This is a genomic window from Corynebacterium sp. TAE3-ERU2 (genome assembly GCF_019209955.1).
Classification (GTDB): domain Bacteria; phylum Actinomycetota; class Actinomycetes; order Mycobacteriales; family Mycobacteriaceae; genus Corynebacterium; species Corynebacterium megadyptis.
Window position 1 is genome coordinate 404,989 of record NZ_JAHUTL010000001.1, and the last position, 18,584, is coordinate 423,572.

The 18,584-nt window shown below is 65.4% G+C and carries 16 protein-coding genes, 1 tRNA gene and 1 other RNA gene; 7 read left to right on the forward strand and 11 right to left on the reverse strand.

Going from position 1 to position 18,584, the window contains the following annotated elements; translation table 11 throughout:
• Complete coding sequence (gene glnA, locus KRX12_RS01720) at window positions 1–1,341, reverse strand: type I glutamate--ammonia ligase (RefSeq protein WP_151529205.1); 1,341 nt, start codon at window positions 1,339–1,341, stop codon at window positions 1–3.
• 130 nt (window positions 1,342–1,471) lie between these two features.
• Here glnA and KRX12_RS01725 point away from each other — a divergent pair, with 130 nt between their 5' ends.
• Complete coding sequence (locus KRX12_RS01725) at window positions 1,472–3,064, forward strand: CYTH and CHAD domain-containing protein (RefSeq protein ID WP_218365495.1); 1,593 nt, start codon at window positions 1,472–1,474, stop codon at window positions 3,062–3,064.
• A gap of 18 nt (window positions 3,065–3,082) precedes the next feature.
• Here the strand turns inward: KRX12_RS01725 and KRX12_RS01730 are convergent, their stop codons facing one another.
• Window positions 3,083–3,280: a hypothetical protein gene (locus KRX12_RS01730; RefSeq protein ID WP_218364043.1), complete on the reverse strand. Its 198-nt coding sequence runs from the start codon at window positions 3,278–3,280 to the stop codon at window positions 3,083–3,085.
• Window positions 3,281–3,422: 142 nt separating this feature from the next.
• Between KRX12_RS01730 and KRX12_RS01735 the strand changes: the two genes are divergently transcribed.
• Together KRX12_RS01735 and thiD are read left to right on the forward strand one after the other, a co-directional pair.
• Window positions 3,423–4,712 (forward strand): hypothetical protein, encoded by a 1,290-nt coding sequence (locus tag KRX12_RS01735; protein WP_218365496.1) that lies wholly within the window; start codon window positions 3,423–3,425, stop codon window positions 4,710–4,712.
• A gap of 20 nt (window positions 4,713–4,732) precedes the next feature.
• The gene (thiD, locus tag KRX12_RS01740) at window positions 4,733–5,596 is read left to right on the forward strand and encodes a bifunctional hydroxymethylpyrimidine kinase/phosphomethylpyrimidine kinase (RefSeq protein WP_218365497.1); all 864 of its coding nucleotides are present in this window, start codon (window positions 4,733–4,735) and stop codon (window positions 5,594–5,596) included.
• Between the two features lie 11 nt (window positions 5,597–5,607).
• Here the strand turns inward: thiD and rnpB are convergent.
• The 5 genes from rnpB to cobC form a co-directional block, all read right to left on the reverse strand.
• Window positions 5,608–6,054, reverse strand: an RNA gene (gene rnpB, locus KRX12_RS01745) — RNase P RNA component class A.
• Window positions 6,055–6,070: 16 nt separating this feature from the next.
• Window positions 6,071–7,273, reverse strand: coding sequence for a bifunctional RNase H/acid phosphatase (locus KRX12_RS01750; protein WP_218365498.1), 1,203 nt, complete (start codon window positions 7,271–7,273; stop codon window positions 6,071–6,073).
• 9 nt (window positions 7,274–7,282) lie between these two features.
• On the reverse strand, window positions 7,283–7,999 hold the full coding sequence (locus KRX12_RS01755) for a C4-type zinc ribbon domain-containing protein (protein ID WP_218365499.1): 717 nt from the start codon (window positions 7,997–7,999) through the stop codon (window positions 7,283–7,285).
• Window positions 8,000–8,008: 9 nt separating this feature from the next.
• The gene (locus tag KRX12_RS01760; RefSeq protein ID WP_218365500.1) at window positions 8,009–9,148 is read right to left on the reverse strand and encodes a Nif3-like dinuclear metal center hexameric protein; all 1,140 of its coding nucleotides are present in this window, start codon (window positions 9,146–9,148) and stop codon (window positions 8,009–8,011) included.
• Between the two features lie 48 nt (window positions 9,149–9,196).
• Window positions 9,197–10,225 carry an Rv2231c family pyridoxal phosphate-dependent protein CobC gene (gene cobC, locus KRX12_RS01765; RefSeq protein WP_218365501.1) on the reverse strand — a complete coding sequence of 343 codons (1,029 nt, stop codon included), beginning with the start codon at window positions 10,223–10,225 and terminating at the stop codon, window positions 9,197–9,199.
• Between the two features lie 50 nt (window positions 10,226–10,275).
• Between cobC and KRX12_RS01770 the strand changes: the two genes are divergently transcribed.
• Genes KRX12_RS01770 through KRX12_RS01780 form a run of 3 tightly spaced genes read left to right on the forward strand, consistent with a single transcriptional unit; the run spans window position 10,276 to window position 12,342 of the window.
• On the forward strand, window positions 10,276–10,935 hold the full coding sequence (locus KRX12_RS01770; protein ID WP_218365502.1) for an HAD hydrolase-like protein: 660 nt from the start codon (window positions 10,276–10,278) through the stop codon (window positions 10,933–10,935).
• Complete coding sequence (locus KRX12_RS01775) at window positions 10,919–11,407, forward strand: low molecular weight protein-tyrosine-phosphatase (RefSeq protein WP_370625512.1); 489 nt, start codon at window positions 10,919–10,921, stop codon at window positions 11,405–11,407. Before KRX12_RS01770 ends, KRX12_RS01775 begins: the two co-directional genes overlap by 17 nt.
• A gap of 5 nt (window positions 11,408–11,412) precedes the next feature.
• Complete coding sequence (locus tag KRX12_RS01780) at window positions 11,413–12,342, forward strand: SURF1 family protein (protein ID WP_218365504.1); 930 nt, start codon at window positions 11,413–11,415, stop codon at window positions 12,340–12,342.
• On the opposite strand, the gene KRX12_RS01785 is transcribed toward KRX12_RS01780, so the two are convergent.
• The 4 genes from KRX12_RS01785 to KRX12_RS01800 form a co-directional block, all read right to left on the reverse strand.
• A complete protein-coding gene (locus tag KRX12_RS01785; RefSeq protein WP_218365505.1) occupies window positions 12,279–13,253 on the reverse strand; it encodes a CobD/CbiB family cobalamin biosynthesis protein in 975 nt (324 codons plus the stop codon). The genes KRX12_RS01780 and KRX12_RS01785 overlap by 64 nt on opposite strands.
• A gap of 72 nt (window positions 13,254–13,325) precedes the next feature.
• Window positions 13,326–14,270, reverse strand: a complete 945-nt coding sequence (locus tag KRX12_RS01790; protein WP_218365506.1) for a GDSL-type esterase/lipase family protein — start codon at window positions 14,268–14,270, stop codon at window positions 13,326–13,328.
• A 469-nt stretch (window positions 14,271–14,739) separates the two neighbouring features.
• Window positions 14,740–14,812: transfer RNA gene (locus tag KRX12_RS01795), tRNA-Val, on the reverse strand.
• Window positions 14,813–14,906: 94 nt separating this feature from the next.
• Window positions 14,907–15,281: a DUF3052 domain-containing protein gene (locus KRX12_RS01800; RefSeq protein ID WP_151529262.1), complete on the reverse strand. Its 375-nt coding sequence runs from the start codon at window positions 15,279–15,281 to the stop codon at window positions 14,907–14,909.
• 518 nt (window positions 15,282–15,799) lie between these two features.
• On the opposite strand from KRX12_RS01800, the gene aceE reads away from it, so the two are divergent.
• The gene (aceE, locus tag KRX12_RS01805; RefSeq protein WP_218365507.1) at window positions 15,800–18,535 is read left to right on the forward strand and encodes a pyruvate dehydrogenase (acetyl-transferring), homodimeric type; all 2,736 of its coding nucleotides are present in this window, start codon (window positions 15,800–15,802) and stop codon (window positions 18,533–18,535) included.
• The last annotated feature ends 49 nt before the right edge of the window (window positions 18,536–18,584 follow it).

Sequence of the window (18,584 nt, forward strand, 5' to 3'; positions counted from 1 at the left end):
TTAGTAGTGCAGATTGGTGCGCAATTCCCACGCGCTGATCTGGCTTTGATAGTCCCGCCACTCGCTCCACTTGCTGCGCAGGAAGAACTCGAAGACGTGCTCGCCCAATACCTCGGCGAGGAACTCGGACTGCTCCATCATGTGCAATGCCTGGTCCAAGCTGGCCGGCAGGTCCTGATAGCCGAGGGCGCGGCGCTCCCGGCGGGTCAGCTGCGAGATATCGTCCTCGGCCGGATCGGGGAGCTCATAGCTTTCTTTAATGCCCCGCAGACCGGCGGCAAGCAGCACCGAATAGGCTAGGTAGGGGTTGCAACCGGTGTCTGGGGAGCGCACCTCGATGCGCCGGGAGGAGACCTTCGTGGGGCGATAGGTGGGCACGCGCACCATGGCGGAACGATTCGACACTCCCCACGTGGCCGCGGTGGGGGCCTCATTGCCAAACATGATGCGCTTATAGGAGTTCACCCACTGGTTGGTGACCGCGGAGATCTCCGGGGCGTGGTAGAGGATTCCGGCGATGAACTGCTTCGCGGTGCGCGAGAGGTTGTACATGTCATCGGAGTCGTGGAAGGCATTGGTATCGCCCTCGAAGAGCGACATGTGGGTGTGCATGGCCGAGCCGGCGAAATCCCGGAAGGGCTTCGGCATAAAGGTGGCCTTCACGCCGTGGTGGGCGGCCACATCCTTAATCAGGTAGCGGAAGGTCATGATGTTATCCGCCATATTCAGCGCCTCGGCATAGCGGAGATCAATCTCCTGCTGGCCCGGCGCGGTCTCGTGGTGCGAGAACTCCACGGCGATGCCCATGGATTCGAGCGCGGCCATGGCGTCGCGACGGAAACGCGGGGCATCGTCGTAGGTGGCGTGGTCGAAGTAGCCGCCGTTATCGGTGGGGACGGGCTCTTTGCCATCGGTATCGAGGCTACGCACCATGTAGAACTCAATCTCGGGGTGCAGCAACGCCCGGAAGCCTTCATCCGCCAGCCTTTCAGTCTGGCGCCGCAGCACCTGGCGGGGATCCACCCACGAGGGCTGGCCATCGGGCATGACGATATCGCAGAACATGCGGGCGGTATTCTCCAGCCCTTCGCCATAGGAATCCGGCAGCATCTGGAAGGTGGAGGGATCGGGCTTGGCCAGGGTGTCCGATTCAGAGATGCGGGAAAAGCCCTCCACGGCCGAGCCATCGAAACCGATGCCGTCTTCGAGCGCGATCTCGAGCTCTGCGGGGGCGATGGCCACGGACTTCAGGTAGCCGAGAATATCGGTAAACCAGAGGCGCACGTAGCGGATGTCTCGTTCTTCAATGGCGCGGAGCACGAATTCCTGTTGGCTGTTCATATATTCCAACCTACTTGAGTTCGGCGATCGAGTTGGTCCAGTATCCTGCCCTGATCTACAGCCGCGACTCGGCACACCCCCGAGTGGTGTTTACGCAGCTAACACGGAGCAAAACTGGTAGATATTGGGCATGGGCACTGCCACGAATCTTGAGGTTGAAATAAAGTTCTCCGCCACCGAGGAGCTCGCGGTTCCGGATCTGACGCATGTCTCTGGCTGTGCGGCCGCGCGCGAGACCGTGGTGCACCGTTTATCGGCGGTGTATTTTGACACCCCCGATCTGCGGCTGACGCGGGCGAAAGTGACGCTGCGGCGCCGTACCGGCGGCAAGGATGACGGCTGGCATATCAAGCTGCCCGGCGAGCAGGGCCGGCTGGAGATTCACGCCGATAGTGATCCCGCAGATCCGGAACGCATCCCCGCGGAGATTCTGGCGACGGTGCGGGCCTTAAGCCGCGGCCAGAGCCTCGAGCCTATCGCCCGAGTGGATAATGAGCGCCACGAGACGGTGTATGAGGATGCGGCGGGAGAAGCGCTGGCCGAGTTCTGCGATGATCACGTTTCTGCCCGCTCTTTCCTGCCCACGGGCACGGCGCGGCGCTGGCGCGAGTGGGAGATCGAGCTCGCCGGGCCGGCCGCCGAGACCAAGCGCGGGGCGAAGTTCTTGCGCAAGGCCAGCAAGGTGGTGCGCGCCGCTGGCGCCAGCGACTCCGATAGCCCCTCCAAGCTGGTGGCGGCGCTGGGCGAGTCGATTGCTGCCGCCCCCACTCCCCCGCAGCTGGCCGAGCTGCCCTCTTCCTCCCCCGCGGCGGGCGTGGTGGCGGCGCTGGCACAGAATCGCGATCGCATCGTGGAGATGGATCCGCGGGTGCGCCGCGATGAATGGGATTCGATCCACCAGATGCGGGTGGCCACCCGCGAGCTGCGCAGCCACATGCGCACCTTCGAGGGCATTCTCGTGGGCGAGGCCTATGGCCATATTGAGCAGGAGCTCAAGGCCCTGGCCGGCATCCTCGGCCAGGCCCGCGATGCGGAGGTGGTGGCCGAGCGCATGGCTCACCTGATTGAGGCCGAGGACAGCGGCATGATCGATGAGACCACCCGCACCCGCGTGCTCCAGGGTCTCCACCGCGATTATCGCCGCGCCCACGCCCGGGTGGTGAAGGTGCTTGATAGCGAGCGCTATCTCACCTTATTGCGAGATCTCGACGAGCTGCTCGCCCATCCGCCGCTGGCCGACGACGCGCATGAGGCCGGCGACACGGCCGCCGCGGCTGAGCCGGAGCAGGTGCTGGCCAGCCATCTCGACGACGCCTACCGCCGCTTGGTGAAGCGCCATAAGAAAGCGGTGGCGTTGTGGGCCGACCAGGAGCTGGATCTGCACACCCGCGAAAACGCGGTGCACAATATGCGCAAGGCGGCGAAGAAGCTCCGCTATTCGGCGGATGCCGCCGGTGCGGCCACCTCCTTGAAAACGAAGAAGGTGGTGAAGGCCTGTAAGCGCATGCAGTCTGTGCTCGGCGATTTCCAGGACACCGTTACCTCGCGGGATATGATCGTGCGGCTCGCGCTGCGCGCCCGCGCGAAGGGCGAGGATACCTTCGCCTATGGGCTGCTCTATCAAAAAGAACGCCAGCTGGGGCTGCAGGCCCTCAGTGGCTATGAAGAGTCTTTCGACGCTATTCGCGCCGCCTATACAAAGATGCGAGGGCGGCGTCGATAAGCGCTGCGACTGCTGGTTTTATCCCCAGTCGTCGTCGTTCCAGTCGTCCTCGCGCTCGCGCTCATCGGCGGCCTCGTTGCGCTGGTGCGCGATCTCGAAGGCGTTGCGGGCCTCTTCTTCGGTGGCATAGGGACCCATGCGATCGTCCCACGATCCCACCTTGTCGGTGGACACTTCTCCGGTGGAGGTGTTGTAGTACCACTTTTTCTCAGTCATGCAGTCTCCTTAAAAACTATGTGTATTGGGCATTATGCCCATTGTAGGGGCCTTAGCGCCCCCATGTCGGCACATGCGGGAACACGCTGTCCTAGAGTGGGTGAGAAGTTATGTTCCCGCAGAGTCCTAAGGAGGGGCCAAGGTGTTGTGGCCGAGCGCACATCCTGATCACGCAGCGGAGGTGGCACGGCTACACCCCACCGCCGCTCCGGTGGCCTCGGCCCCTGCGACTGTGCCGGTCATGGGCGAATATGGCGATGACACCGGCGGCACCGTGATCATTGCGCACACGACCTATCGCAGCGCGGTAGCCGCCAGCCCCATCGCCGAGGATGTGGTGCGGGTGCAGGTGCACGCCCGCGATGTGGACGGCACCACCACCACGTTCAGCGAGACCATTGGCTGGTCGCGGGTGGTCGAGCTCATGGATCAGCCGCCCGCTGCCCACGCGGAGCTGCGCGCCGCATATCCGTGGGCATGGCGCTTATCGACGCTCATTGCCAGCCTCGGCTGGCGCCCCTCCACCACCTCCGGTCACGCCGGCCTGGAGATCACTGTCTTCACCGATATTCCCGACGTCGAGGGCTTTGGCCGCTTCGAGGCCACCGAGGCGGCGCTGGCGCTGCTCATTCACAGCGAGTCCACGGCCAAGGACGATGCGCCCGGGCGCACCCGCGTGGTGGACACCTTGGTGCATCATGCCGCCACGCTGGCCCCGCAGCCGGTACTTCCCGCCCGCTACCATGCGGCGCTGCGCAGCGCCGGGGCGACCACGAAGCCGCATCTGGTGGTGCTCGATCACGCCGATGGCTCGGTGACGGCCGCCGCGCATCTCAGCCAGGACGGCGGGCAGCCGCACGTGGTGATCGGGGTGTATGCCCCGGGCGAGCGCCCCGCGCCTGCGGAGGCGAGCGCCACCCGCCGCGCCTGCATGGCTGCGGCCTGTTCTACTTTCGGGGTGACGACACTGCGAAGTCTGCCCGATGCCCCGGAGCGTATCCATGACTGGGTGCAGGCGCTGCATATTCACCATTCCCACAGCGATACCCCCGTGCCGGACTATGTGCCCAGCGCCCGCGAGGCACAGGAGTGGGCCGAGTTTTTCGCGGCGGAAGATGAGCGCGCCCAGCACACCGCCATGTTTTTGCGCTCCCGGCGCGAATCCCAAGCCTATGAGGCGTTGAATGCCTCGGCGGCAGCGCTGGCGGCGCACTGCGCCACCGGCAGCCCCCTCGATGAGCACCTCACCGCGCTGGTGCAGCTCTGCCGCACCCGCGGGGCCGTGGCGGCCCGTCCCTTAGAGTGGGGCGTCTCGCCCGCGGTGCTCGCCGTTGTCCCCCAGTCCCGCGCCCAGCACACCATTGCCGAGCTCAGCGAGGACGGGTGTGTCGTCGTCGCGTTGGGCACCGGAACCACCGCCTGTATGCACTAGCCCCACCGATACGAGAGCCTATGACCTTCGACTCCATCCCTCGCGTCCTGTCCATCGCCGGTACGGATCCCACCGGCGGCGCCGGTATCCAAGCCGATATCAAGGCCATCTCCGCGGCCGGTGGTTTCGCCATGACGGTGGTGACCTCCCTGGTATCGCAAAACACCCGCGGGGTGCGCGAGATTTTTACCCCGCCCCGCTCTTTCCTGCGCGAGCAGCTAGAGGCGGTGCGCAGCGATGTGGATATTGACGCCATCAAGATCGGCATGCTCGGCGATCGCGAGACCATCACCGAGGTGGCGGATTTTCTGGGGCGTATCGACGCCGATATCCCGGTGGTGATCGACCCTGTGATGAAGGCCTCCTCGGGGGATCTGCTACACGATGAGCGCTCGGCCGATGCCTTGATCGAGCTGCTCCCCCGCGCCGATCTGATCACGCCCAATGCTGGGGAGCTGGCGGTGCTCCGGCAGGCCATGAACGGCGGTGGCCCGTTCCACGCTGGGGCCTGTGCGAATCGCGAGGAATCGCTGGCCTATGCCACCGAGGTGGCGCGCACGCTGCACACCGCCGTGGTGTGCAAGGGCGGCCATATCTCCGATGCGGACGCCGGTAACACCCTGATCACCCCCGATGGCGCCCAGTGGCATACCCCCGTCGAGCGGATCGATACCCGCAATACCCACGGCACCGGCTGCTCCTTGTCCTCGGCTATTGCGACGCGGCTTGGCGCCGGCGAGCACGCCTCCGAGGCGGTGCATTGGGCCACGGTGTGGCTGCATGAGGCCATCGCGCACGCCGATGAGCTGGAGGTCGGCCACGGCCACGGGCCGGTGCACCACTTCCACCAGCTCTACCGGCAGGCTGGGCTGCTGGGCGAGTAAAAAAAAAGGGGCGAATGAGCCGGCCTATGAGCCGGATTCTGTTCCCGCGGCTGCTGCCGTGGGCGGTAATCATCCATCTGGACCCGCCATTGCTGACGGGCCTCACGCGGCCAACCCACACGGCTCAAGAAGTCGAGCAACTTCAGCCTTTCACGTGGCTGTCCGTGTGCAGGCACACCAGAGGTGCGCCCTTCGGCCTTGCTCCCGGTGGGGTTTACCTAGCCGCCCGCATCACTGCGGGCGCTGGTGCGCTCTTAACACACCCTTTCACCCTTACCTGCCAGTGCATATCATCCAGTGCAGCTGGGAGGCGGTTTCCTTTCTGTGGCACTATTCCCGCAGGTCGCCCTGGGTTGCCGTTAGCAACCACCGTGCTCTGTGGAGTCCGGACTTTCCTCGACGAGGCGACGTACACGCTTCCGCGCAGTTACGCCCGCCGCGATTACCCAGCCGACTCATTCGCAAGAAGTTAGCTTAGCCGGTGAGATTCACAATGCGCACACTCACTGGGCCATCGGCATAGAACTCCACCACAGAAATGGAGGCGAGGTCGAGGTGCAGCCGGTGGAAGAAGCGCTCATCCGCGCCAAGTGCATGCCGCAGCACCGCCTTGATGGGGGTGACATGGGCGACGAGGGCAAGGTTGCGTTCGCGGTGGTTCTCAATGAGCTGCTGCACACCCTCCCATACGCGCTGATCGGCGTCGAGTACGGATTCCCCACCGGGGGCGGCCGTGGTGGGGTCGTTCAGCCAGGTGCTGTGCAGCTGTGGATCGCGGGCGTGGGCGTCGGCGAAGCTCAGCCCATCCCAGTCGCCAAAGTCCATCTCGCGCAGGCATTCGGCGGTCTCCACCGCCGGGCCGTCGACCGTCTCGGCGAGGATCTCGGCGCTGCGCTGGGCGCGGCTCAGCGGCGAGGCCACGATGGCGTCGATGTGCTGGGCCCCATAGAAGCCCTCGCCGTCGAGGCCGGCGGCAATGCGCTGTGCGGCCGCCCGCACCTGCTGTTCGCCGAGCTCCGTAAGCGGGGCATCGGAGTGGCCGGCATAGAGTTTCTGCGCGGACATCTCGGTTTGGCCGTGGCGCAGCAGGATCAGCCGCGTCGGCGTGCTCGTCGCCCCAGTCCAGCGCGCCGCGGTGCTGGGGGCGCTCGGCGCGGGGTCGAGCGGCAGTTCCTGAACGGTGCCGGGCTCGTCGGTGGCCAGTAGCGGATGTACCGCCCGCGGCTGCGGGCGATCCTCCCCGCCGAGCACCATATGCCCCGGCTTCACCCCGGTGCCGTGCAGATCCATGGCCTCATTAGAGAGCTCATCGGCCCGCTTATTCTTGGCGCGCGGAATCCAGTGATAGCTCACTGCCCCGATCTCCTGGGCCAGGGAGCGCGCCGCCAGTGCCAGCTTCTGCATATCGGCGTGCTTGATCTTCCACGCCCCAGACATCTGCTGCACCACCAGCTTGGAGTCCATGTACACCTCCACCTCGGAGGCGCCAAGGTCGCGGGCGACCCGCAGGCCGTTAATCATGCCGTGGTACTCGGCTACGTTATTGCTCGCCGAGCCCAGGTATTCCACCACGGTGGCCAGCTCGCGGCTGCGGGTGGCGTTATACACCACGGTGCCGGCCCCAGCGATGCCGGGATTGCCGCGCGAGCCGCCATCGGATTCAATAACCAGCTTCATAGATGCCCCCTAGCCGCGCTCACGCACCAGGTAGGTGCCACACTCTGGGCAGGTGGGAACGCTATCGCTGGGGGCAGACATGATGGCGGATGCCTGCGCCACCGGCAGGATAATGGAACACCCGCCACAGGTGCGCCCATTAAAGAATGCGGCGCCGAAGGCGGAGGCGCTCGCCGCGAGCAGCCGCAGCGCGTCCTCGGGAAGCTCGGCGCGGATCTCCGTGATGCGCTCCGCATTCGAGGCCTCGGCGGCCTCGGTGGCGTGTTGGGCGGCGGCCACGGCCCGCTCCGCGGCCTCGATCTTGCGGTCCAGCTCATCGGATTCCGCGCCGCTGGCCATGGTGTTCATCTCGGCGGCAGCCACCCGCTGCTCCGCCTCCTGCAGCAGGTCCTGCTGCTCGCCCAGTTTTTGGCGAGTGGAGCGGAGATCGTGCTCGAGATCGCGGCGGGTGGCGGTATCCGTCGACGCCCCCAGGGCCTGCACATTGGCCTTTTCGCGGCGGCGTAGCTTGCGGATATCCGCCTCGATCCGGCTCACTGCCCAGCGCTGATCCTCGGTGGACATCTGCGAGGCGGCGCGAGCATTGCGCTCCTCGGCGCGCTGGGCGAGCAACGCCTCCAACACCTCGCGCTCGGCCTGCTCTTCTTTTTTCAGCGGGCCGGCTCCGACGCGTTCGCGGCGAGCTAATTCGGCGAGCATGGGCTGCAAGTGCGCAGCTAGGCGCATGATTCTCCTCTAGTGGTGGTGCGGGTGTGCGGACATCGTCCACGGATCAGTACGGATGTCGATGATTGTAGTGTCTAGCCCCGTTTCCGTAGCGATCAGCTCACTGACCTGCGCCGTCCAGGGGAACTCGCTGGCCCAGTGCGCGGTATCGATCACGGCGGGGCCACCGGCGCGCAGATACTCGTCCACGGGGTGATGGCGCAGATCGGAGGTGACGTAGACGTCCACGTCCAATCCGCGCACCGTATCGAGGAAGCTATCCCCCGCCCCGGAGGAGACCGCCACGCGCTGCACGAGCTGCTCGGGATCGCCGGCGGCGCGAATCCCCCAGGCGGTTTCGGGCAGGGCGTTCGCCACCTGCTGCACAAAATCGGCGAGCCGCATCGGCTCGGGCAGCTGTCCGATGCGCCCCAAACCATAGGCCTGCTCGGGATCGGTGATGCCGGCGAGCTCGACGATATCGAAGGCCACCTCCTCATAGGGATGGGCCTGCTGTAGCGCGTCATGGATGGCCTGGCGGACCCGGCGCGGGGCCACGCATTCCACCCGCCACTCGGCGGTGCGCTGCAGGGTGCCCACCTCGCCGTCATAGGGATCGGCGCCGTCTTGGGGCTCAAATTGGCCGGTGCCGGGGAAGCTATAGGCGCACTTGGCATAGTGCCCGATCTCGCCCGCACCAGCGCTAAATAGCGCCTGCTTGACCTGCTCCAGATGGCTCTCGGGCACCTGCACGCCCCACTTGTCCAGCCCAGCGGGATCGATCGGCTTGATGGGCCGGCCGGGGCGAATGCCGACGAGCTCGGCGAGCTTATCGTTCACTCCGGGCCGCGCCGAATCGGCGTTGGTGTGCGCCGCAAAAAGCGCCACCCCGCCGCGGATAAGGGTGTGCAGCACCTGCCCCTTCGGGGTGTCGGCGGCCACCGAGTTCACGCCCCGTAGCAGCAGCGGGTGGTGCACGATGAGCATGTCCACTCCCTGCTCCACGGCGCGCTGGGCCACCTCGAGGGTGACATCCAAAGCGAAGCCCACAGAGCGCACCGGGGCTGCCGGGTCGCCGCAGATCAGGCCCACCTTGTCCCAGGATTCCGCCAGATAGGGCGGGTAGGCGCGGTCTAGGATGGTGCGGATATCGGCCACGGTATAGCTCATCGGCTCTCCTCAGTCGCTGTGGGATCTCGTCCACCCCAGCGTACGTGCCTAGTCCGGGATGGTGGCGCAGGCCTCGAGGAAGGCGTCGATAAGCGTGCGCACGGCGGCCTCCTCGCGCACCGCAAGCCGCCAATAGCGCTCATCCAACCCAGGGAAGCTCTGGCAGGGGCGCACACTAATCCCGTCACGGGCGAGGGCCAGGCGCACCTGCTCGGGGTGGTGGCAGCGCGGCTCGATGAGCATAAAGGGCGCAGGCGAGGTGGGCAGGTGGATCCGCGCATGCGGGGCGAGCAGGGCGCACTGGCGTTGTTTCGCCGCCGCCAGCCGCTGCCGCTCCTGGCGGAGGAACTCCTCGCCCCGGGCGGCCACAGTAAGAAAGGCCCGGTACTGCAGCGTGCTCAGCGGCCAGTGCGGACGGTAGCGCGCCCAGCGCTGGAGAATCTCGGGGCTGCCCACCGCATAGCCACAGCGCAGCCCAGCCAGGGCGAAGGTTTTGGTGAGCGAGCGCAGCACCACATACTCCCCCGCCGCGGCCTGAGTGATCACGCTCTGCTCATCGCCGGCGATATCCATGAAGGCCTCATCCACCACCACGGTGCGCTGCGGGGCGCGCAGCGCGGCGATCTCCTCGGCGCTGTAGAGCCGGCCGGTGGGGTTGGTGGGATTGCCGAGCACCACCATGTCGGCTGCCGCAGGAATCGGCGGGAGCGAGAAATCGGCGGCGGTCCGACACAGCTCGACCTCAAAGCCTTGGTCGAGCAGCTGGGCCGCGGGCTCGGTGAAGCCGGGGCTGAGCACCACGGGATGGCGCGGCTCGCAGCGCCCCAGCAGCGCAAAGCCTTCCGCGGCGCCGTTGAGCAGGAGCACATTTTCTGCCCGTACCCCGTGCATCGCCGCGATCGCCTCCTGGGCCTGGGCGGCGAGGCCGTGGTCCGGATAGCCGCGCAGATTATCCACCTCGGCGCGCAGCGGCGCGAGCAGCCACTCCGGGGTGCGGGCGGCGACATTCACCGCGAAGTCGAGCTCCGCGGTGGCCGCGGGCACATCGCCGTGGAAGTGCAGATCATAGAGGGACACAAGCTTCAAGCCTAAAGCATGGCGTGGGTGTTTCTGACAGACTGGACAGCATGAGTTCTGGGACATTTCTGCTGCTCGATATTGATGGCACCCTCGTGGATTCCTTTCGCGGCATCCGCCATAGCCTGCTGCTCGCGCTCGACGAGCTGGGTGTGGAGCACCCCAGCGAGGAGTTCCTCTCCACTATCGCTGGTCCGCCGATGGAGCAGACCCTCGGCCGGCTCGGTCTGGATGAGCAGACGGCGCGCCGTGGCCTGCACGCCTATCTGCGTTATTTTGGCGAGTCGGGCTGGTCGATGTCGCAGCCCTACCCCGGCGCGCTCGAGTTTCTGCGCCGCGCCGCCGCCACCCCGGGGCTGACCGTGGCCACCTGTTCGAGCAAGGGCGAAGGCTTTGCTCGCCAGACCCTGGAGCACTTCGACATGATGGAGCATCTCGCCTTCCTTGGGGCGGCCGAGGAGCACGGCACCCGCCGCACTAAGATTGCGGTGCTCGACTATGTCATGGACCGCCTCGAGATCGATCCGCAGCGCGACACAGTGGTGCTGGTGGGCGATCGCATCCACGATTTTGAGGCGGCCCACGCCCGGTCGATCGATTCCATCGCGGCTGAGTGGGGATATGGGCGCCCGGACGAGTACGCGGCGGCCACCCACTCGGCTTCCGATTTTGCAGCCACCGAAAGGATTCTCAGTGACTACTTCAGCTAAGCCCCACATCGTGTTCGTCTGCACCGGCAATATTTGCCGCTCCCCCATGGCCGAGGTCATCGTGCGCGCCGCAGTCGAGGATGCGGGCATGGCCGACGCCGTCGAGATCTCCTCCTGCGGTATCGGCGGCTGGCATAGCGGCCAACAGGCGGATCGTCGCGCCCGCGCCGAATTGGCTGCGCATGGCTATGATGGCGAGTCCCATCGCGCCCAGCAGCTGAGCAGTGCGCTTATCGACGCCGACCTGCTCATCGCTCTCGACGATGGCCACATCGATGACCTTCTCTCCCAGGGCGCCGCTGAAGAGCGCATTCGTTTATTGCGCTCCTTTGATCCGGACTCCGCTCCGGGGGCCATCGTGGAGGATCCCTATTATGGCGGCAGCGAGGGCTTTAGCATCACCCGCAGGCAGATCGAGGCGGCCACCCCGGGCATTGTGGACTGGGTTCGTCACGCGACTTCGCTAAGCTAAGCACCGTGTCTGGACATAACAGCGCCGAAAGCAGCCGCAGCTCTGCGGGCCTGAAGGCTTTTCTCAATCCTGGCTGGGTGATCGCCGCCGTCCTTGTGGTGGCCTTCACCTATCTTGCTATTGCGGTGCTCGCACCGTGGCAGCTGGGCAAGAACTCCGATACCAATGAACGCAATGAGCAGCTGGATGCCGCTTTTGCGGTGGAGCCGGTGGACTATAGCGAGCTGGTGGACTCCACCGGCCGCATTGATCCGGCAGATGAGTGGCATCGCGCGATTCTGCGCGGGCACTATCTCCCCGAGCACGAGGTGCTTTTGCGTATGCGCCCTGTCGGCGGCGGCCCGGCCTTCAACGCGCTGACCCCCTTCGAGCTGGATTCCGGCGAGGTGGTGCTGGTCAATCGCGGCTATGTGCCGGCCCGCAATACCGAGGTGCCCTCCATTGCGCCCGCGCCCAACGGCGAGGTGACGATCACCACCCATGTGCGCGTCAATGAGCCCACCCCCACTCAGGAGCCGATGCTCGATCAGGGCTATGAGCAGGTATGGGGCATTAATACCGAGCAGATAGCGGAGCTCACCGGACTGCCGCTGGGCCGCGATTTTGTGCAGCTCACCGCGGATCAGCCGGGGGTGCTCACCGCCCAGCCGCTGCCCTCAAAGGAGAGTGGCCCCTATCTCTCCTATGGTTTGCAGTGGATTGCCTTTGGCATCATGGCGCCGCTCGCGCTGGGCTATTTCATCTATGCCGAGCTGCGGGAGCGCCGCCGCGATGAGGAGGAAACGGAGCACACCTCCGCCTTGGATCCGCTCTCTCAGCCGCAGCCCTATCTCAGCGACACTCCGGCCACGCCGAGCCCGAAACGGGCCCGCTATAGCGAGAAGCGCCACAGCGCCTTCCAGCGGCGCGCGGAACAGGACGAAGAGCGCTTCTGAGCCAGCAGCACCGCCCCGAGCGCCGCGAGCGCTTGGGTGCGCCGCGCCAGCTGTACTGCCGCCCGCAGATCCTGAGCCTGCGGCGGCGACCCGGCCCCCAAGTGGGGCCGGTTTTCTGTGCCATGGGCATAGACGGTGGGCCCGCCCAAGCGCACCCCGAGATACCCGGCGGCGGTGGACTCCACCACCCCGGCATTGGGGCTGGGATGCTGCGGGGCCTGCTCCCGCCAAAAACGCAGCGTCGCACGCCCCCGGCCGCGAGTGGCGGCCAAGGCCACGTGCAGCGCCCCATTGATACGGGCGGGGATATAGGCAACGACATCATCGATGACCGCGGCGACGCGCCCGAAGCGGAGATAACGCTCGGAGCGATAGCCCACCATGGCGTCGAGGGTGTTAATCGCGCGGTGGGCGGCCACCAGCTCGGGGCGGCCGGTGGCGGCGAGCACCAGCGGCACCACCGCGGCATCGGAGGTATTCTCCGCCAGGGATTCGGTGCCGGCGCGGGCCATGGCCGGCAGATCAAGCAGCGCGGGATCTCGGGAGCAGAGCCAAGGGATCCAGGCGCGGGCGCTCTCGCTCTCTCCGGCCTCAAGGGCATCGGCCAAGCTGCTGCCGACGCGCTCGAGGGTGGTGCCGCCGAGACTGGCCCACAGCACCGCCGCCATGGTGAGCTCCGGGGCGCGTTTCGCCGCCGCGTGCGTCGCGAGCACCACAGGGGCCAGCGCCGCGCCCCAATAGAGGGCGCCGCGGGCCACCGAGTCGGCATAGAGGCGGCGCTCCAGCCACAGCGCATAACGGCCGAATAGCGCCACGGGGTGCCCGCGCTGCGGATCGCCGATGATCCGGTCGGCGGCGACCCCAGCGATAATGCCGCAGGCGCCGGCGCGGCCGTGCGTAGGAGCAGTCATAAGCGTCTAGCCTACGACAACCGCCCCCACACCATGCAGGGCGTGGGGGCGGTGGCAGGCACTCAGAGCGACTTAGCGCAGCTTATTGGCCACGATGTGGCCCATAGCCTTGGTGCCCTGGACGGTCGGGTGGTTCGGCAGCGGCCCGATCACCGGGTCCGCCACGCCGGCGACCCAGCGATCCTCATTGCGGGGAGCGCAGGTGCCGTGGCCGATGCTCTCGGGGTAGATGTCCACGAAGTTCATGCCAGCGAAGTGAGCGGCATTACGCAGGGAGTCGCGGAACTTCTCCTGCACCTGGGTAGCGCCCGGGGTGGCGATGGGGTGCAGCACGTGCTGCTCGTTGTAGAGGCAGACCTGATCGTTGGTAGCGAACTCGGGGTAGGACACCAGGGAAACGCGAGCGTTCGGGGCCACCTGGCGGATGCGGTTAGCGGTCTCGCGCATGGTCTCGCGGAAGAGAGTGGAATCCGGGGTGGGGATATTGGCCATGTCCATGCCGGCATCGACCCACTGCAGGGTATCGAGGCCACCGTACATCATGGCGACTTCCTTGGTGCCGGGGCCGATGGATCCCTGCTGGATGGCGAGCTCCAGGTAGGCGCGCAGCTGAATGACGGGGGCGCCGCCGGTGCCATTGCAGGACCAGTCAGCGAGGGAGTAGCCGAGGTCGCGGGCAGCGGTCTTGGGCCAGTTATCCATATCGGTGGCGCAGTTCGGCACCAGCGGGCTCTGCGCAGGAGCCAGGCCACGCGGGCCACCCTTACCGGCGTTGGCGGTGAAGGAGTCACCGAAGGTCACCATCTCCTTCTCCCCCGAGTGAACCGGCTGGAAGGGCAGGCCCGGTGCCGGCGGCAGTGCCGGGGCAGCAGGCAGACCCGGGATCTGCGGCACCTCCGGCAGCGGCGGCAGCTGCGGAAGCTGGGCAGAGGCCACGTTGGCGGAGCCCAAGCCGATGGTGGCCACAGTCACCGCGGCGACGGTGGCCTTAAGGATGGAGGAGGAGAAACGACGCATAACTCACATTTCCTAAGAATATGCAGCCCCCGCCCAGACTGAACTCCCCCTCAGCAGAAGCTGAGAAGAGCGCTCATCGAGGCGGCCGAGACTGCACGGCGGTCATATTGACACCCTCGCCACGATCCCGACAGGAACGCAGCACAGAGGGTTTTAAATCACGTGTTGAGGATAGATCATAGATAATCGTGACACAACCGTTATCTAGCGGGGCAGGCAGCGACACGGCCGCTGCGCCCTTATTTTCTTCTCAGCCCCACAGAGGCCATTCCCCCAGCGCATTGCCCCTTTTATTAGTGACCGTAGCGACGGTGACACAGCAGCTATATAGCTGCTAAAAATAAACTTTCTGCAACACCCTTTTGGGTTCAAAATTCCCAATTTTCACACCCACCACATGTGCCACAGCGAATCTCCCCCACACATACACACAGCCCCACCGCACTGCTGCGATGGGGCTGTGAATCTGTGCGCCCTGACGGGCTCGAACCGCCGACCTGCTGGGTGTAAACCAGCTGCTCTTCCAGCTGAGCTAAAGGCGCGCACGCTCACCATTGTGAGCTGTGTGGACACAGTAGCACAGCCCGAGGGCAATCCTTAAACAATGCCCTCTAGCTGCGCGAATGAGAAAAGAAACTAGCGCTTATAGCCGCGCTGTACCAAGCAGGAACCCTGCCAATCGCCGAGGCGCTCTGCCTTGGTTTGCACCAGCCCGGCGAGCTGCGCGGATTCCGCGATCACGCCCGGTTCGATGGTGCCGGGCTGGCCGGCGCCGGGGGTCAGCAGCCACACTGCGCCACTGTCGGCGAGGGAGCGAAGGGAGTCTACGAGGCCGTCGACTAAGTCGCCGTCCTCTTCACGCCACCACAACAGCACGACATCACAGAGTTCATCAGTGTCTTCTTGGAGGAGCTCGGCGCCGATAGCGTCCTCGAGGGCCTCGCTGATCGTGCTGTCCGCATCCTCGTCCCAGCCGACTTCTTGGATAATGTCGCCGGTCTTTACATCCATCAGCTGGGCATAGCCTGCTCCGCTGTTGTTTACGGCGCCGGGGGCGTCGCCCACTGGGTTGGTTCCTTCCTGAGCTTTAGTTGAGGTCACCCTTCAGAGACTACAGCCCTGAGAGCCTTTTATCTCATCCCAAACTAAAAAAGACCCTCCCGTGCCCACACGTCCCACCACTAGCGCGGGGCCGCACCCCCGTTCACTACACACAGTGCGGACCCGCGCGCCGCTCTTGTTCTGCGGCCGCCCTGGGGCCACTGTGTGGCGGCGCGAGGCGCTTAGCTGCACAAAGAGCATGGCCAATCTGCAGGCACGAAGCATAAAAGGCGGCGGGGCGGCGTCGATAAGCATTGTGCACAAAAGGATCAGTGGAACGCAGTGCCATGCCACCGCGGATAGATCCGTATTCTAGTGAGTAGACAGAGTCTCCGCGGACACCCCATTGCGCCGCTGCGCGCCCCCTTTTAGAGGGTGATGGGGCATTCGACGAAGGAACAATTTTTTGACCCTAGGAGGTTTAAGGCATGGCTTCCACCGCCGGCGACAGCTCTCAAGACCAAACAAACTTCTCCCTCATTCGTGATGGCGTCGCGTCCTATCTCAATGACGTGGACCCAGAGGAGACCCGCGAATGGCTGGACTCCCTCGATGGCATGCTCGCGGAGTCGGACATCACCCGTGCCCGCTTCCTGATGCTGCGCCTGCTGGAGCGCGCCAGCGCCCGCCGCGTACCGCTGCCCTCATTGACGTCCACGGACTACGTGAACACCATTCCCACCAGCATGGAGCCGGAGTTTCCCGGCGATGAGACCATTGAGAAGCGTTATCGCCGCTGGATCCGCTGGAACGCCGCCATCATGGTGCACCGCGCCCAGCGCCCCGGCATCGAGGTGGGCGGCCACATTTCCACCTATGCCGGCGCTGCCCCGCTCTATGAGGTGGGCTTCAACCACTTCTTCCGCGGCAAGGATCACCCCGGCGGTGGCGACCAGATCTTCTTCCAGGGCCACGCCTCCCCCGGCATGTATGCCCGCGCCTTCCTCGAGGGACGCCTCAGCGAGGACGATCTGGATGGCTTCCGCCAGGAGGTCTCCCGCCCCCAAGGCGGCATGCCCTCCTACCCGCACCCGCACCTGATGCCGAAATTCTGGGAGTTCCCCACCGTGTCCATGGGCTTGGGCCCGATGAACGCGATCTACCAGGCTCGCTTCAACCGCTACCTAGAGAACCGCGGCATCAAGGACACCTCCGATCAGCATGTCTGGGCCTTCCTTGGCGATGGCGAGATGGACGAGCCCGAATCTCGCGGCCTCATCCACATGGCTGCCTTGGACAACCTGGACAACCTCACCTTCGTCATCAACTGCAACCTGCAGCGCCTCGACGGCCCGGTGCGCGGTAATACCCAGATCATTCAGGAACTCGAGTCCTTCTTCCGCGGCGCCGGCTGGTCCGTGGTGAAGGTCGTGTGGGGCCGCGAATGGGACAAGCTCTTCGAAAAGGACAAGGAAGGCGCCCTGGTTCACCTGATGAACCACACCCCGGACGGCGATTTCCAGACCTTCAAGGCCAATGACGGCGCCTATGTGCGCGAGCACTTCTTCGGCCGCGATGAGCGCACCGCCAAGCTGGTCGAGGACATGAGCGATGAGGAAATCTGGAATCTGCGCCGCGGCGGCCACGACTACCGCAAGATCTATGCCGCCTTCAAGCGCGCCATGGAGACCAAGGATCGCCCCACCGTGATCCTGGCGCACACCATTAAGGGCTACGGCCTGGGCCACAACTTCGAGGGCCGCAACGCCACCCACCAGATGAAGAAGCTCACCGCGGAGGATCTGAAGAAGTTCCGCGATAAGCAGGAAATCCCGATCTCCGATGAGGAATTGGAGAAGGATCCCTACCTGCCGCCGTACTACAACCCCGGCCCGGAGTCCGAGGAAGTCAAGTACATGCTGGAGCGCCGCAAGGAGCTCGGCGGCTTCCTGCCTGAGCGTCGCGATAGCTACCAGCCGCTGAGCGTTCCGCCGATCGAGAAGCTGAAGTCCGCGCTCAAGGGCTCGGGTAAGCAGAAGGTCGCCACCACCATGGCGATTGTGCGCATCTTCAAGGATCTGATGCGCGATAAGGAGCTGGCTCCGCACTTCGTGCCGATCATCCCCGATGAGGCCCGCACCTTCGGTATGGACTCGTGGTTCCCGACGCTGAAGATCTACAACCCGCACGGCCAGAACTACACCCCGGTGGACCATGACCTCATGCTCTCCTACCGGGAGGCCACCGACGGACAGATCATGCACGAGGGCATCAACGAGGCCGGTTCCATGGGCGAGTTCATCGCCGCCGGCACCTCCTATGCCACCCACGGCGTGCCGATGATCCCGCTGTACATCTTCTACTCGATGTTCGGCTTCCAGCGCACCGGCGACTCCATCTGGGCAGCGGCGGACCAAATGGCCCGCGGCTTCCTGCTCGGCGCCACCGCCGGCCGCACCACCCTCACCGGCGAGGGTCTGCAGCACATGGACGGCCACTCCCCTGTGCTGGCCTCCACCAACCCCTCGGTGATCTCCTATGATCCGGCCTTCGCGTATGAGCTGGCCTATATCGTCCGCGAGGGCATCGACCGCATGTACGGCGAGGGTCGGGGCGAGGATGTGATCTACTACCTCACCATCTACAACGAGCCGACCTCCCAGCCGGCCGTGCCGGAGAACCTCGATGTCGAGGGCCTGCTCAAGGGCATCTATCTCTTCGACGATGCCGAGGATGCCGAGCACTCCGCGAATATCCTCGCCTCCGGTATCGGCATGCAGGCCGCGCTGAAGGCCCAGGAGATGCTGCGCGAGAACTACGATGTTGCCGCCAATATCTACTCGGTGACCAGCTGGACGGAGCTGGCCCGCGATGGCCAAGCCTATGAGCTGGCCGCGCTGCGCCACCCTGATGAGAAGCACGAGAAGCCCTTTGTCAGCCGCGCGCTTGCCGACGCCGAGGGCCCGTTTGTGGCCGTCTCGGACTTCGCTACCGCTCTGCCGGATCAGATCCGCAAGTGGGTGCCCGGCGACTACACCGTGCTGGGTGCCGATGGCTTCGGCTTCTCGGATACCCGCCCGGCAGCCCGCCGCTACTTCAATATCGACGCCGAGTCCATCGTGGTCGCCACCCTGGCCGCGCTTGCCCGCGAGGGCAAGGTAGACGAGGACGTCGTGGCCCAGGCCGCACGGGAGTATAAGCTCGACGATCCCACCGAGGCCTAAGAAGCACACACGCCCCCATGCCGCTCACGCGGTATGGGGGCGTTGCTGT